The organism is Psychrobacter sp. Ps1 (assembly GCF_022129425.1).
GTDB lineage: Bacteria > Pseudomonadota > Gammaproteobacteria > Pseudomonadales > Moraxellaceae > Psychrobacter.
This window is the reverse complement of record NZ_JADQAN010000010.1, coordinates 18,841-35,257: the sequence shown is the minus strand read 5'-3', so window position 1 is coordinate 35,257 and position 16,417 is coordinate 18,841. Positions and strand designations below refer to the sequence as shown.

Sequence of the window (16,417 nt, the reverse complement as noted above, 5' to 3'; positions counted from 1 at the left end):
AGCCGAGTAATAAGAAGGATGACAAGTATGAGCCATTCGTATCCAAAGTATTCGTACCCTGAACAGGTCACCATCGTTGATGTCAGTCCACGTGATGGCTTGCAAAACGAGTCAACGACGGTACCGACTGAGGTTAAGCAAACGCTTATCAATGACTTGATTGCGGCGGGTATCAAAAAATTGGAAGCGACCAGTTTTGTCTCACCAAAGTGGGTGCCACAAATGGGCGATAATAGCGTGTTGCTTGACGCGCTAGCGCCTATGCGGCAGAAGGACGTTTGCTACTCCGTACTGGTACCCAATATGCGCGGCTTTGAAAATGCTATCTTGCATCGTCCTGATGAAATCGTTATCTTTGGCTCAGCCAGTGAAACCTTTAGCCAAAAAAACATCAATTGTAGTATTGATGAGAGTATTGAACGTTTTGCACCAGTGGCTGCTGCAGCAAAAGCACAAGGCATCAAAGTACGCGGCGTGATCTCTTGTACGGTTGGTTGTCCCTATGAAGGCGAGATTGACCCTAGCCAAGTAGCTTATGTCACCAAGCGATTGATTGAGATCGGTGCAGAGCAGATTGGTATTGCCGATACGATCGGTGTGGGTACACCGCTCAAAGTACAGCGAGCGTTGCAAGCTGCACTCGAGTATGCTGATATCTCTATGCTATCGGGTCATTTTCATGATACTTATGGTCAAGCACTGAGCAATACTCTGGCTGCATTACAAATGGGTGTTAGTGAGTTTGATACCTCCGTCGCTGGCCTAGGTGGTTGTCCTTATGCTAAAGGCGCAACGGGCAATGTCGCCACCGAAGATGTAGTATATATGCTGCATGGTATGGGTATCAGCACGGGTATCGATTTGGATAAATTAGTCGTGGCAGGTGAACGTATCAGCGAGTTCTTAAAGCGTCCGAATGGTTCAAATGTGGCACGTGCCATCATTAATAAACGTCAGTCTTAATTAGTATAGTCAATCCACTGTGAAGGTATGACAGCGTTAACCTCGTTTGAAGTATTCGATATACATCTACACTCGGTTGCCTTGCCATACTTTCGCATTGAATGGACTATGACATCAAAGATGACATCGAAAATAATATGGCTTTAAAAAACAGATCAAAATTCGAAAACTAAATATTAAAATACAAGGAATGGTTATGAGTTTACCTGGATTAAATTTTCAACTTGGCGAAGATATTGACGCGCTACGTGATGTCGTACAGCAGTTTGCGGCAAACGAGATCGCTCCACGTGCTGCTGAGATTGATAGCAGTGATGAGTTTCCAATGGATCTGTGGCAAAAGATGGGTGATATTGGCCTACATGGCATTACCGTTCCTGAAGAGTACGGCGGCTCCAACATGGGCTACGTCGCACACATGGTCGCGATGGAAGAGATTAGCCGAGCTTCGGCATCGGTAGCACTGAGCTATGGCGCACACTCTAATCTATGTATTAACCAAATCAAACGTAACGGCTCTGAAGAACAAAAGCAGAAATATCTGCCAAAGCTAATCAGCGGCGAGTTCATCGGTGCTTTGGCAATGAGTGAGACAGGCGCTGGCTCAGATGTCGTCAGTATGAAGCTAAAAGCCGAAGAAAAAGACGGTAGCTATATTTTGAACGGTAGCAAAATGTGGATCACCAATGGTCCTGATGCGGACGTAATGGTGGTTTATGCCAAGACCAATCCTGAATTGGGTGCAAAAGGCATGACGGCCTTTATCGTTGAAAAAGGTATGGAAGGTTTTGGTACCGCACAAAAGCTAGATAAGCTCGGCATGCGTGGTAGCCATACTGGCGAGATGACTTTTAATAATGTAAAAGTACCAAGCAAAAATATCTTGGGCGGTCTTAATGAAGGCGTCAAGGTCTTGATGAGCGGCCTAGATTACGAGCGTGCTGTATTGGCCGCAGGTCCTATCGGTATCATGCAAGCAGTGATGGACAACGTTGTGCCTTATATCCATGATCGTAAACAGTTTGGTCAAGCCATCGGTGAGTTCCAGCTTATTCAAGGCAAAGTTGCAGACATGTATACGATACTGCAAGCAGGTCGTAGCTTCTTATACACCGTGGGTAAAAACCTCGATATGTTGGACGCGCGCGGTGCGGGTCATAGTCGAGAAGTGCGTAAAGATTGCGCCAGTGTGATTTTATGGTGTGCCGAAAAAGCTACGTGGATGGCAGGCGAGGGCATTCAAATATTTGGCGGCAACGGTTATACCAATGAGTATCCACTTGGTCGCTACTGGCGCGATGCTAAGCTATATGAAATTGGCGCAGGCACTAGTGAAATCCGCCGTATGCTAGTCGGTCGTGAGCTATTTAACGAGACCAAATAAGAAAGTATTGTGGCAATAACTAGAAACACGTTAGCTATTTTCTAATAGTAAAATAAAAAAGCAGCACGTTCAAAACGTGCTGCTTTTTTTATGTCGACGTCGAACCGAATTATCTATAAGCGGTTAAGACTTATTCCGATAATCAAAATACCTTGCCAAACCGTTTAATAATAAATCATCACGCAAGCGTACTGGGCGATTAACATGCTGGGAGATTATAGCTGCATCTCCACCTGTCATAATCAATTCAAAATTAGGATGGCGATGGCTAATCTCATTGATCGCGCCGACGATAGAAAGCAAAATACCGCGATGGACCGCGTCTTGAGTGGTCAAGCCTTGGTTGACGCTATCAAAAGTACCGTTCGAGATGGTGATTTGCTTAGTACCAGAGAACAGTGATTCACGTTGCAGGTAGATACTGGGGAAAATATAACCGCCCAAATGCTCAGCATGATCAATCAAATCAATGGTCACCGCTGTGCCACAACCAATCACACACTGGCGTTTTTTCTTATCGACCGCACCGAGCATCTGTAGCCAGCGATCACAGCCGAGCTGCTGATCATTGTAAGCACTTTTCATCAGCGAGTGCGCCGCATCGACATGGACAAATTCAAACGGAATATTCAAACGACTGAGTGTCTCTGATACTTTGGCATTGAGATTGTCACCCAATACTGATGAGATACCAATAAAGTCAGGCGCATAACGCTCAAAGCGATCCGTCAGACCCATAAGTAGTTCGGCAGGTGCTTGCAAATGCTGCTTAGCATCATGCGCGACTATTTGTCCGATATCATCAGTTAGCCAGTATTTTAGGCGGGTATTTCCAAGATCAAGCCAGAGCATAAAAGTCCCTTTATATAGTGCTCGTTAATGATGGTGTTCATCAATATAGTTGTCTAAGCCTAATAAATAACGTCGATGCGTCCAGTAAAAAGCGTAGAAATCTTACCGCTATCTTGGCGCAATTGCAAACAGCCATGTGTGTCGACACCGCAAGCGATTCCCGTTATGACTTTTTCTTCGTTATTATAATCTTGCGTGACGCGCAAATGTAGACCTGATAGCGCATCCATCGTCGCAAACTGCTCCAAAAAACTATCCAAATAATAAGTATGACCCGTTGGCTGCTCTATGCCCAAATGCTCAAAGCGTGTCATCGCCGCCATCAATGCTTTGCACATCTGCTGATAGAGCATTGGTAGGTCTGGTAGGCTCGCAGGTTGTGTCTCTAAAGACAGCATCTCATTAATATCTTGTAAGCTAATCGCTTGGTAACTCATGCCCTCAGACGTTTTTGTGGTGAGCTTTGGTGCTGCCTGTACGTTTAGGCCGATACCTAGTACTACACCGACCAACCTACCAGCCTTCGTCACTGGCTCTATCAAAATTCCAGCCAGTTTATTAAAGGGTAGGGTACGCTGATCTGCTACATCACTATCCAATACTGAGTCTAATACTGAGCTGTCCGTTATAGATTGCACTTTAGATAGCTCTTTAGATTGGCTCTGAGCTGGCTGATAAAAGCCCAAATCATTTGCCCATTTCACACCAATTGGCGTCAGTCCCTGCGCTTGTAACTGCTCGTTCAGTGTTTGAATGACGGCCATTTTTGCCAGTTCAAGGCCAATGATGAGCGATAATAAGCCACTGATTGGCATATGCACAGGATGATATAGCGACAGATAGACATTGCCGCGCGGTGATTGCCACGAGCGCCCGTGCTGACCACGACCTGCGCTTTGGGTTTCCGCCGTCAAAACGTGTACGGTGGCGACATCTAACGACCCGTTTTGCAAGGCTTCTATCAGCTCGCTATTGGTCGAGGCGCTACTAGCCACATGACGGTGATTGAGCTCGGATAAATAGGTAGAAAAACTAGTGAGTGGCGGCATAAGTTTAGTCGATGTGGTTAAAGGAAACTTTGATATACTGAGCGATTGTTGCGGTCAGACAGTACCGAGTAAACAGCATAAAGGTCACGTTGAGATTTGGCAAATACAATTAAGCATGCCTAAGCGCTAGTGAGTACTATAGTGCCAGTCAGTATTATAAAAGGTTCGTTCTATGATGTTATATGTGTGGTTTGTGATTGCAGGCGCGTTTGCAGGTGTCAGCGCGGGACTGTTTGGCGTCGGCGGTGGTATGATTATCGTGCCCGCATTGGTATGGATTTTTACCGCATATGACTTTTCGCCAGAAGTAATCACCCATCTGGCCATCGGGACGTCGTTGGCGACCATCGTTGTAACTTCAATCAGCTCACTGACGGCACATAACAAGCGCGGCGGCGTGCGCTGGGAAGTATGGGGCAAGATGGCGCTTGGATTGGTCATCGGTAGTTTGGTCGGTGCGGGTATCGCGGATATGATTGATGGACAAGCACTACAGGCTATCATTGGTTTCGGTGCGCTATTGGTCGCCTTAAAAATGCTGTTCTTTTCAAATAAAGAACAAGTGGGTAAACCGCTACCATCGGCCGGTGTCCAGTTTGGTGCAGGTACTGGCATTGGGATGGCGTCCTCTATTTTTGGCATTGGCGGCGGCAGCTTGACCGTACCGTTTTTGAACTGGGCAGGGCTTCCGATGAAACAGTCGGTCGGCACATCAGCAGCATGCGGTCTACCAATTGCCTTGGCTGGGGCAGCAGGGTTTGCTTGGTTCGGTCAAGACGTGGTCAACCTGCCTGAGGGTACGATAGGGTTTGTCCATGTCACAGGATTTTTGTTTATTTCAGTCGCCAGCTTTGCGATGGCAAAAGTTGGCGCCAAGCTTGCCCATGTCTTACCTGCACTGATGCTTAAGCGCGCGTTTGGCATATTATTGATATTTGCTGGAGGGCAGTTGTTATTGAGTGGATTGGGTGTTTTATAGCAATAATGAGTTTTTATAAAATTAGTATGTAAACCGTGAGACATTATTAGTATGAAAGCTGCAGAAAAATACCGCCGTGTTTTCGGCTCAATGAATCATCTAAAAGACCAGTTATCATGGACGACGGGTCTCTCTAATATGGTAGAGTTTTTGGCATGGGAGCCGCAGCGTATTTTAGGTATTACTAAAAAGCAATACGTACGCCAAATCATTGAATGGGCGGCCCACCCAGAGTTAAAGGACAAAAATATAGAGGAGATTGAGCAATCAGTCATCAAAAAGCTCAATACAAAAATGAATGAAACTGAGCAGCTAGAGACGTATTCAACGCAAACGATGGGTATCTGTAATGCGAGAGAAGCCGTGCGCCGCGTAACGTTCTTTTCTGAAGACTATCTCAATAAAGAATTCGATATCTTTTTGAGTTTGTGCAGTGATGTTTATCTGAACTTATTTTATCAGCAATTTATCAGCTTTGAGCCGAGTGGATCATGGTCGACACATGGTAATAGCGGTATGTTTGAAAACAGTACAGAGCTAAAAGCCATGTATATGGACAACCTAGCCTATAACCATCAGGCGAATGTGCTGATAGCGAATGAGTTAAAGCTCGCTGGTCGGAAAAACCCAGACCCAATCCTAAAGTATTGTTTGATGTACGAGCATTTATTAGAAAAAGGCTTTATCGAGAAAGGGGCAAAGTTTTTGTTGTTATTTATCGGTGGTGACGCGCTAAAGCAAAACAAGCAAACGCTCGTAGATCGGGAGCTGGCTCTATGTCATAAACGGCCAAGAAAGTATCAGCATTTGCTAAGACTAGAGCTGTTAGACATAGTCGATCATTTAGAAGTGGCAAGTATCTCTTGGTCAGCCTTTATCGAGTTTAATAATTGCTATTTAGCAGAAAATAGCGTCTGCCAAGTGGAGCAAAAACTGTTACGAGGGTTCCATCAAAGCCTTGAATCAAAATCGTTTATGCACTTAACCGTTTAACCCTAAAAACCCACTACAATTTCAGGTAGAATAGCCGCCTGTTTTTGCTAAGTTTATTGACTCTTCATGCGTTTAAAATCTCTAAAGCTGGCAGGCTTCAAATCCTTTGCCAATCCAACCACTTTTACTTTTCGTCATGGTATCACCGCCATCGTCGGACCGAACGGCTGTGGCAAATCCAATGTGATTGATGCCATCCGTTGGGTGCTAGGCGAAACCTCCGCCAAGCAGTTACGCGGCGGGGCGATGAGTGATATTATCTTTGCTGGTACGCAGGACAAGACAGCAAAAAGCGTCGCCAGTGTCGAGCTAACCTTTGAGCATACTCAAGATGAGCAGACTGGTATTCGCCACGAGTTTAACTTGTACCAAGAGCTATCGGTTCGCCGTCAGGTAAATAAGGATGGCCGCTCAGATTATTTTATCAATGGTACGCGTTGTCGTCGCCGCGATGTGGTCGATGTGTTTTTAGGTACCGGGCTGGGTGCGCGTAGCTATGCGGTGATTGAGCAAGGCATGATTGGGCGCATCGTTGAGTCTAGTCCCGTGCAGCTGCGTGAGTTTATTGAAGAGGCGGCAGGTGTCTCACGCTATCAGGCTCGCCGTGAAGAAACGCAAAAGAAGTTAGAGAAAACAAAAGACAATTTAGCGCGCCTGCACGATATGCAAAGCGAATTACTACGCCAGCAGAAAACACTGTCTAAGCAGGCGGCTAGTGCGCAGCGTTACGAAGAATTGGCATTAACACTAGCTGATATCGAGCAGCAGCTCGCTATTCAGCAGCTGTATCAAGCTAAGCAAACACATCAACAGCAAAAAATAGCGCATGAACGCAGTGCTAATGAGGTGTCGACACTACAAGCTGACTACGATACGCTCAAAGCTCAGCAAGACAAGCTTACTGCGCGTATCAATCAAGAGCAATGGCTCAAAGACGATGCCCAAAGCGCTCATTATCAACAGCAGCTCGGCTATCAACAAGCAGAACATAAGCTAAGTGATGCTAAGGCACAGCTGACTACTATCGAGCAGCAACTTTCTGGCTTGGCTCAGCAGCGTGCGCAATCACTCGCTGATATCGAACGGCTCAATGCTGAACAAGCTGAGCAGAATCAAGCGTTAGAAGCGTTACGCCCGCAGCTTATTGAGCTAACTGATAAACGCGATAACTATAAGCGCAATGAGCAGCCACTACAGCGCGCGTGGCATGAAGCGCAAAACAATCTGTCACGCTTACAAGATAAAGCCCGTTCGCTTGAGCAGCAGCAAGCTATTAATGCTCAAGCGCAAAAGCGCCATCAGCAAAGCTATGATAAATGGCAACGCCGCGAGCAAAACTGGCAAAACCTGTGGCTGCAATTACAGCAGTCTATAGCGCCATCTGCATTTGACAGTACTGATATGAGTAAGACGAATAAGGTGCAAGATATAAGTCAACTGCTAGAACAGCAAGTCACTGAGCTAAGTACGCAGTTGCAGCAGGTTGAGCGTCAATACGAAGCCGTCGATGAACGATTATCCGAGATACAACCGCAAGTGCATAGCTTGCAGCAGAGACTAAACGCACAACAGAGTGAGTTGAGCGATAATGAAAAGCGTCATGCGCTACTGGCAGGCGAATACGATACCCTGCATCAAATACTGCATCCGAAACCTACACAACAGCAATCAGCAAAGTCGAAAGTTACCACGACAGATAATGTAGATAACGATGGCATACATCATCAGCCGTTAGCCATTGCAACGCTACGTGAGCAGATTGAGCTAAGTGCCAAAGGGCAGGAGTATGCGCCGCTACTCGATAGTATCCTAGCATTATGGCTAGACAGCCATGTGCTGGTTGCTAACCAACAAGCGAATCAACAAACTAACCAAACCAAGCAATCAGACGTTAATAACGCTAATAGTATTTCTCAACAAGCGAATAGCTTATGGCGAGCGCTTGAGCATGACGTTGCAGACTTACTGACTTATCAAACGGCAAAAAATACACCTGCCACTGTAAAGAATAAAGCCTTAGTAGAGACGGGTCATAGTCTATGGTTGCCTACTGCGCAAAGTGCTATTAGTGACCATAAATTTGTCAGCGAATTGCCAGATAGTTTGATTGATAAAGTGTTGCCATTATCGCAGTTGATTAAACAGCCTACATTAGCGCTTTGGCAGCAATGTTATATATATACAGCGCAGTTTGAAACCAGTGAGCAGAATGAGGTTGATACACTTACTGATGTACTAAAGTCATTACCGGCGTCCGCTATTGTGCTTACCGCAGATGGTTGGCTGATCAGTCGTTATGGAACGATTAATTTAAGCAAATTCGCTGGTGCACAGGATGAGCAAAACGATAGCAATAGCCAATTCCTCACGCAGCGCCTGCAACAGCGTACGCGTTTGCAAGTATTAGAAGACTCGCTTGATGAGTTTGAAAGCAAAATACAAGATCAGCAAAAATCTATTGCAAAAGACCAGCGCGATTATGATGCGTTGATGGTTAGCTTGGAAGAAACGCGTGCGCAAGCTGAGCAGTTAACCCGTGATAAGCATCAATACCAACAGCAGCTGACGACCGAGCGAGCCAATGCCGAGCGGTTGCAAGCGGATAGCCAACGCCTGAACGCTGATAAAGCATCGCTTGAGCAAGAAAAGCAAGAACTGGCGCAAGAGCAACAAACCCTTGAGCAAGAACAACAGCACATTGAAAGCGAGATCGCTACGCTAACGCCGCAAATAGCAGAGGCACGAGCGACAACTCAGCAACTGCAAGCTGAGCGCAGCGAGCTAAACCGCGCGCGTCAAGCTGATGATGATGCTTGGCAAGCATTGCAGCTGCGTATTCAGCAATATGAGATGCGCTTAGAACATAGTATTAGCAGTCTGGCTCGTACGACTGAGCAACATGATAAGTCGTTAGAGAATGAGCAAAGTCTACAGACGCATCACGATCAGCAGCAGGCCAAGTTGCCAGAGCTACAAGCAGCGCTACAGTCTGCCCAGGTAACGCGCGATGAGCAGCAAGTGCTATTGAACGAGCGTGATACTGCGCTAACAGCACTAAAACAAACGTATGCTGAGCAGCAGACAGCATTTGATACATTGCAAAATACATTGCAAACGCAGCAAAGTGAGCTTGCCCGTCATGCTACTGAATTGGCACTGAGTGCAGCGCGCTTGGAAGATGCTAGCGCACACACACAGAACGCTTTAGATGCTTATTATCGTGTAAGTCATAAATATAAAGCGCAAGCTGAGCAACCACAACAAAGCATGAGCGTCTCAAACTTGCTAGCAGATTTTATCGCTCATGATCGCCGCGTCCGTCCAGACAAAATCGCTGAGCTAGAGTCCGAGCGAGCCAAGTTGACCCAGCAGTTGAGTAAGATTGGGCCAGTGAATTTAGCCGCGGTCGCAGAGTTGGCCGAAGTGAACGAACGCCTAGATCCACTCGCACAGCAGACGGCAGATATCGCGGCCAGTATGCAGACATTGACTGAAGCGATTGCCTCTATTGATGAGACGACTAAAACGCTGTTTATGCAGACGCTTGATGCGGTCAATAATGAGCTGGCCAATTTATTTGCCAAAGTCTTTGGCGGTGGGCAGGCTAGCCTGACGTTGAACACTGACGAGATGCCAGCCAATACGCCAAAGTCGGAACAATGGCGGGCAGGGCTTACCTTAATGGCGCAGCCGAAGGGCAAACGTAATAGTCGCTTAGCGGTACTATCGGGCGGTGAAAAAACCCTTACCGCGCTGAGCTTGATTTTTGCGATATTTAAGCAGCATCCTGCACCGTTCTGTGTGCTTGATGAGGTCGATGCACCTCTTGATGATGCCAACGTTGCGCGCTTTACCAGTCTCATTCATGAGCTAGCAGATGACTTGCAGTTTATCTTTATCAGTCATAATAAACTGACGATGCAAATTGCTGATGAGCTAAAAGGTATTACCATGCCAAGTGCAGGCATTTCTACACTAGTCAGTGTGTCACTCGATGAAGCTGCGCGTTACGTAGAGAGCTAAGTGTGAAATAGCCGACATTAAAAGTGCTATGAGAATCAGCGCGATGCAAATATAATCAATCAATTGGCATAAATGCAAATAAGCTTGACCTCAGTCCAGCATACTGGTTATAAAGTACACAATGTGGTGACGATATAGGTCAGCCATGCTAGAATATTGCCATTTATGCTCGTTTGTGTATTCCCTTTTGTTATATATACTAGGATGTATTTATCATGACCGTTATTCAGTTTATATTGATTGCCATTGCCGCGTTTATCGTGCTCGCAGGGCTGTTTATGGTCATTCGTAGCTTTAAGCGCCGCGGTGCTACCGAAGCTGCTGCGGTCAATTATGATAAAAATGGTATTCCGATCATACCGCGTCACGAGCGCAACATCGTCGATCAGCCAGATCTCGATGATACAGTCGCAGGCGAGACGAGCATCGGTCCAGATCGTAGTTACTTAGATGCTGTGGTTGAAGAAGAGCCATTGACGCAAGCGCATACCAACGTTGACGCTCAACTAACGGCTGAGCGTGACCACGTAGCAACTGATGAACATGACGTCATCGATGAAGCGGACTACGCGCGCTGGCAAGAAGAGCAGCGCCGTGCCGATAGTGCGGAGTTTGTAGAAGTCGCCGATCAGATGCATATCGAGCAAGAGCCTGATGCATTCTCTAGCCTAATGTCAGCTACTGATAGCCTGATGCCAACCATCGATACGGCAGAAGAGCCAAGCTTCGATGACAATAGCCCGATACTGGATCAGCATCTATCAGAGTCAGGTGATGATGCGCAAAACGGCCCGTTGATTAATGCCAAAGACAATATCAATATCACCATCTTGCCGCACCAGTATCGCGATCGTCCAGCGGCGATTATCCGTGGTCGTGACCTGCTAGCGTTGATTGATAAATACGGTCTACGCTATGGCGCGATGAATATGTTCCATCGCTATGAGCAAAAAGACGGCACGGGTATGTTGTGGTTTAGCATGATGGGCATCACTGATAGCGGTATCGCACCGTTTGATCCGCATAGTGTTGCGACCAACACTTATAACGGTGTCGTCGTGTTCTTATCATTGCCCCATCCACAAGCCGTGCGCAGCTTTGATAGTATGATGAGCATTGCTTATATGATGGCAAGCGATCTGGACGCGATTATGCTGGATGAAGAGAACGAACCAATCACGCCTGAATACAAGCAGCAGCTACGTAATCAAGTCCGTGATTATGAGGGCTAACAGTTTAAAAGCTACAAAAGTTAAAAGCTGCTTAATAGCAGAAATCATAAAAAGGGCAAATAGCGATTAACGTTATTTGCCTTTTTTATTGGGCTATAGTTTCCGCAAAGTGCTAACCATAGTAGACTGAGCAAGCCTGACATGGTATTTGATTTATATAGGATTGACTATACCGAGCTTCCTACAAACTTGTTATCATATCGACATCTCGAATTGCAAAAAAGACGCCGACTATGACTGACTCTACCTCATCAAATAACTCTAAAAACCTATCTGCTCAAGTAGAAAACCAAGCACCTGCCAAATCTAATGTGCCTAGTTCGACTGACAGTAGTACCAATAATAGTGCAGAGATTGTCTCAAAAATGCGTGCGCTTATTGAAGCGATTAAGACGCATAACTATGCCTATTATGTGCTCGACAATCCAATTTTAGAAGACAGCGAGTACGATCAATTACGTCGATCGTTGCTTGAGATTGAAGAAGAATATCCAGATTTGGTGCAGCCAGATAGCCCAATCAATCAAGTCGGCGATATGCCACTATCGGCCTTTACCCAAGTCACGCATGACATTCCGATGCTGTCGCTAGGCAATGTCTTTGATTATGACGAATTGCATACCTTTATGCATCGCGTCAATGATCGTCTCAGCGACTCGCAGCAAAACCCTGAATACGAGATGGAGCTAAAGCTTGATGGGCTAGCTGTCTCACTGAAATATGAGCACGGTAAATTTGTCCAAGCGGTCACGCGCGGTGATGGGCAGACAGGTGAAGATATTACCCAAAATGCTAAAACCATCCGTAATTTGCCACTATGGATAGCCGATGCTGCTGATATCGAATTGCTAGAAGTGCGCGGTGAAGTATTGATGCCAAAGGCAGGCTTTGAGCGTCTCAATCGACTGGCAGAAGAAAACGAAGGTAAAACCTTTGCTAATCCGCGCAATGCTGCTGCTGGTAGCTTACGTCAACTAGATCCAGCGATAGCAGCAAGTCGTCCATTAGCTTTCTATGGATATTCGGTCAATCAAGGACTGCCAGATACTATCGACACTCAGTCAGGGGCGTTGGCATGGCTTACCGAGCTTGGATTTACGGTCAGCGCCGTAGAAGTGGTGGCAAATCCACGCGCCGCGCAGACCTATTATGAGTCAGTGATAGAAGGGCGTAGCGATCTGCCATTTGAAATCGATGGCATGGTGATTAAGGTAAACAGCCTTGCGTTACAGCAGCAGCTTGGGTTTTTATCTCGCGAGCCGCGCTGGGCGACTGCCTATAAATTCCCTGCCGAAACGGTGATGACGCGTCTCAACGATATCGAATGGCAAGTCGGCCGTACGGGTCAAATCACACCAGTTGGTAAGCTTGAGCCTGTCAAAGTCGGCGGCGTCACTGTCAGTAATGTCACTTTGCACAACTTTGGCGAAATTCAGCGTTTAGATGTGCGCGCAGGCGACACGGTCAGCGTTCACCGTGCAGGTGATGTCATCCCAAAAGTCACTCGTGTCTGGCACGATCAGCGCCCAGCCGATAGCGAGCTGGTCACGCTACCTTCGACTTGTCCTGTCTGTGACTCTCCTGTCGTCTTGCCAGAAGACGAAGCATTGGCACGCTGTACGGGCGGACTGTTTTGCCCAGCGCAGCAGCAAGAAGCGCTTATTCACTTTGTCTCACGTCGTGCGATGGATATTGATGGGCTTGGCGCAAGTTGGCTGATTAGCTTCTTTGAGCATGGTCTGGTCAAAACCGTCGCTGATATCTATCAGTTGCACAATCATGCAGATGAGATGGTCACCTTTGAAAAACTGGGTGAAAAATCGGTACAAAATATCATTAACGCTATCGAAGCCAGCAAGCATACGACATTGGCTCGCTTTATCTATGCACTCGGTATACGCGGTGTCGGTGAAGGTACGGCGCAGAACTTTGCCCAGCAATTTGGTGATTTAGATAGTCTGATGGCAGCCAGTATTGAGACTTTGATAAAAACCCCAGATGTTGGAGAAATCACCGCCGAGCTGACATATAAGTTCTTCCGTGCGCCGCATAATATCGAAGTCATTACTGCACTACGTGAAGCTGGCGTCTATTGGGATAAGGTCGAGCAGGTCGCCTCAGAAGGGCTACCACTCGATGGGCAAACGTGGGTCATCACAGGTGCGCTCGATAGCATGGCGCGTGATGAGGCTAAAGCCAAACTACAAGCATTAGGTGCCAAAGTCTCAGGCAGCATCTCGGCAAAAACCACTGCGCTACTGGCAGGGGATAAGGCTGGCTCTAAGCTGACCAAAGCGGAAAAACTGGGCGTCAAAATTGTAGCTGAGGAAGAGTTTTTGACGATGTTGACAGAGGTGTAAAAGTGTAGAGTTTGAATGATGGGGTGGGTTGGTAAGAGTGAAACCCACCGATATTGGTTTCTAACGAATAACTATTCTAGCTATTGAAAACTTGCTTTAAGAAACTAATTTTGTCCTTTTTCATTTTACTCCAGTAATCTTTCAAATCATTAGCTGGTAGAACCTCATAGTAGTATAGCCAATAATCATCTTCGTTATTACTGTAAAGATGTTTAGCTACGACTTTATGCTGTTTAACCGCTTTGCTGCGGACTCCATATTTCTTTTTATCATATAAATAGGCAAGTAATAATGTCAAGCAGTCATCTAGACTGCCAGTTTTTTCTAAAAGAGTTGAGTTTATATCGAATTCAAAGTCGTATTTCAATGAAAAGTATATTGAGTACGCCACAAGTTCATAACTATTACGCTCAGTACCATAATGAAGAAGATTCTCAGATATATTTTTGATTGTAGAGATATTTATTTCGTATCTCTCAAATAACTGATTCTCAAGTAAACCAACAAGGTATGGATAAATCATAACCAAATGATGAACCGTATCAATCAGGTACTCAACAGCATTAGTAGAAGCTCTTTTTCCAGTTATAACCTTTATACCATAATTTAATATAGTGGCATCATCGTCATTTTTCTTAAGTAAACTCAATAGAAAGTCTAAATAATTAACCATGACATTATAATTGAGGTAACTTATTAAACTTACTGGATGGTTAGAAATATCAACAATCCAACTTGAATTTTTTGTCGCCGGTAAATCTTCTATAGAAACTTTCTTACCATTAAGAATTAGACCAAATTTCCGTAATTCATGAGAAAGGTCTGCTAAAAAATTTTCTGCCGTTTCATAGTTCTTTGTTAAACAAACATAGTCATCAATATGTCTTATAAATTTATAACCTTTTTTAACTAATTGATGGTCAATTACTACTAATATAATTTCAGACACTAAATTATATGCATGTGCACCTATTAGAATACCGTGTGTTTCGCCATTATTCGTATTCATCAAAAGTGTATCTAGTTCATTAAACCACAATCCGCTACGTTTGACTTTTGCATTAGCTTTGCCAGCAACTGCCCAAGTTAAAGAGTGAGTATATATGCTGCCAAAACAGTTAGATATATCTGCATGTGCTTGAAATCTTGATTTAATTTTAAACTTTAATAATGGATCATCGTCTTCCCTATAGTCTGAAAAACCCATATCGAATAGTTGTTCTTTATCTATCTGGCGATTTACAACTCTTAATAGACCTCTTGCAAAAGTAGTTTCAAGACTCAAAGACTATAACTGAACCCTAAATATTTAAAAGATATGCCAAATATAGCCAAACTACTTGAACAGAGCGATGCAGGTTTTAAACGTTATACTGGCATCCACAAAGCCACTTTTGAGAAAATGCTAGAAGCCATGCAAGAGCATGAAGCTTCCAAGACCAAATCAGGTCGTCCAAGTGAACTTAGCTTAGAGACGCAGATTTTACTCGCACTGACCTATTGGCGTGAATACCGAACCCTTTATCATATTGGTGTGGACTTCAACGTTCATGAGTCCTCTGCCAGTCGCATTGTCAGAAGAGTAGAAGACATCCTTATCCACTCAGGCAGATTTGATTTGCCACGAAAACTGCCACACGGTAAGCCTGAGGATATCAATTGGTCAGCAGTCATCATTGATGCCACCGAAACGCCCATTGAACGGCCAAAAAAAACCAAAAACAGTACTACAGTGGAAAAAAGAAACAACATACCTTAAAAGCGCAAGTCATCGTACATTGGCAAACAGGATTGATATTGGATGTGCAAACCTGCAACGGTTCAGTACATGACTTTAGTCTTTATAAACAAACTTGTCCTGATTGGCTGCCTAAAAACACCAGCTATCTAGCAGACAGCGGTTATCAAGGTATAGCCAAGCTACACGATCAGACCTTTATCCCCTTTAAGAAACCAAAAGGCGGTGAGTTGCTAGCGCTTTGCAAACAGGCCAATCAATATTTGGCAAAATGTCGTATTCTGGTTGAGCATAAAATAGGGCTGATTAAGCTATTCAAAATTGTGGCTGAACGCTACCGTAATCGACGTCAACGTTATGATTTAAGAATGAAGCTGTTCGCAGGACTGGTAAATCTTGAGCTTAATATCTGACTTTTGCAAGAGGTCTAATGTGTCATATTTTCCTAAGACTAAGATTTTCTTATTTTTTTTAGTTTTCCTTATATGAATTCTACTTACTTTCCAGTCTTGGTTATCTGTATAGGTTTGAAAATGTAATAGGATATCATCCCAGTTATTTTTCAAATTTAAACAGAGGTTTCTATATGCTATAGGATTTGGAATTGTAATAAGTCTGGGTATATTTACATTTCTGATGCTTTCATAATAGACAGGAGTCGTTTCTTTTTTCTGAAAGGTAGAGTCCTTTTGTTCTTTGCACCAAGCAAAAAAATCAGCAGATTGTAAGAAAGACGGTAAATTGTCGCTAAACATTCCATAACTTAATAAACCCTCATAAACTTCCTGTGGGCTAAGTGAATGATAGTGTTGATAATATGATTTAAACATCGACTTCCTTGTCT

12 protein-coding genes are annotated in these 16,417 nt (G+C 44.8%); 9 read left to right on the top strand and 3 right to left on the bottom strand.

Annotated features, from left to right (window positions below):
• Positions 1-27 precede the first annotated feature (27 nt).
• Positions 28-963, top strand: a complete 936-nt coding sequence (locus tag I3249_RS06730) for a hydroxymethylglutaryl-CoA lyase (RefSeq protein ID WP_238069217.1) — start codon at positions 28-30, stop codon at positions 961-963.
• A gap of 196 nt (positions 964-1,159) precedes the next feature.
• Positions 1,160-2,347: an isovaleryl-CoA dehydrogenase gene (locus I3249_RS06725; protein WP_238069215.1), complete on the top strand. Its 1,188-nt coding sequence runs from the start codon at positions 1,160-1,162 to the stop codon at positions 2,345-2,347.
• 123 nt (positions 2,348-2,470) lie between these two features.
• Here the strand turns inward: I3249_RS06725 and I3249_RS06720 are convergent, their stop codons facing one another.
• Positions 2,471-3,199, bottom strand: coding sequence for a pantothenate kinase (locus tag I3249_RS06720; RefSeq protein WP_238069214.1), 729 nt, complete (start codon positions 3,197-3,199; stop codon positions 2,471-2,473).
• Between the two features lie 59 nt (positions 3,200-3,258).
• Positions 3,259-4,248: a biotin--[acetyl-CoA-carboxylase] ligase gene (locus I3249_RS06715; protein WP_238069213.1), complete on the bottom strand. Its 990-nt coding sequence runs from the start codon at positions 4,246-4,248 to the stop codon at positions 3,259-3,261.
• Between the two features lie 175 nt (positions 4,249-4,423).
• Between I3249_RS06715 and I3249_RS06710 the strand changes: the two genes are divergently transcribed.
• The 5 genes from I3249_RS06710 to ligA all read left to right on the top strand — a co-directional run bounded on the left by I3249_RS06710 (position 4,424) and on the right by ligA (position 13,835).
• Complete coding sequence (locus tag I3249_RS06710; protein WP_238069276.1) at positions 4,424-5,227, top strand: sulfite exporter TauE/SafE family protein; 804 nt, start codon at positions 4,424-4,426, stop codon at positions 5,225-5,227.
• A gap of 51 nt (positions 5,228-5,278) precedes the next feature.
• Positions 5,279-6,220 (top strand): hypothetical protein, encoded by a 942-nt coding sequence (locus I3249_RS06705; RefSeq protein ID WP_238069212.1) that lies wholly within the window; start codon positions 5,279-5,281, stop codon positions 6,218-6,220.
• Positions 6,221-6,286: 66 nt separating this feature from the next.
• The gene (locus I3249_RS06700; RefSeq protein ID WP_238069211.1) at positions 6,287-10,243 is read left to right on the top strand and encodes an AAA family ATPase; all 3,957 of its coding nucleotides are present in this window, start codon (positions 6,287-6,289) and stop codon (positions 10,241-10,243) included.
• A 215-nt stretch (positions 10,244-10,458) separates the two neighbouring features.
• Positions 10,459-11,475, top strand: coding sequence for a cell division protein ZipA C-terminal FtsZ-binding domain-containing protein (locus tag I3249_RS06695; protein WP_160021142.1), 1,017 nt, complete (start codon positions 10,459-10,461; stop codon positions 11,473-11,475).
• Positions 11,476-11,840: 365 nt separating this feature from the next.
• Entirely contained in the window at positions 11,841-13,835 is a 1,995-nt protein-coding gene (ligA, locus tag I3249_RS06690; RefSeq protein ID WP_238069274.1) for an NAD-dependent DNA ligase LigA, read from the top strand.
• Between the two features lie 76 nt (positions 13,836-13,911).
• Here the strand turns inward: ligA and I3249_RS06685 are convergent, their stop codons facing one another.
• On the bottom strand, positions 13,912-15,120 hold the full coding sequence (locus I3249_RS06685) for an RNA-directed DNA polymerase (RefSeq protein WP_238069210.1): 1,209 nt from the start codon (positions 15,118-15,120) through the stop codon (positions 13,912-13,914).
• A 33-nt stretch (positions 15,121-15,153) separates the two neighbouring features.
• On the opposite strand from I3249_RS06685, the gene I3249_RS06680 reads away from it, so the two are divergent.
• Together I3249_RS06680 and I3249_RS06675 are read left to right on the top strand one after the other, a co-directional pair.
• A complete protein-coding gene (locus I3249_RS06680; RefSeq protein ID WP_238069209.1) occupies positions 15,154-15,594 on the top strand; it encodes a transposase family protein in 441 nt (146 codons plus the stop codon).
• Positions 15,595-15,605: 11 nt separating this feature from the next.
• Positions 15,606-15,986, top strand: a complete 381-nt coding sequence (locus I3249_RS06675; protein ID WP_238069273.1) for a transposase family protein — start codon at positions 15,606-15,608, stop codon at positions 15,984-15,986.
• Positions 15,987-16,417: the final 431 nt, after the last annotated feature.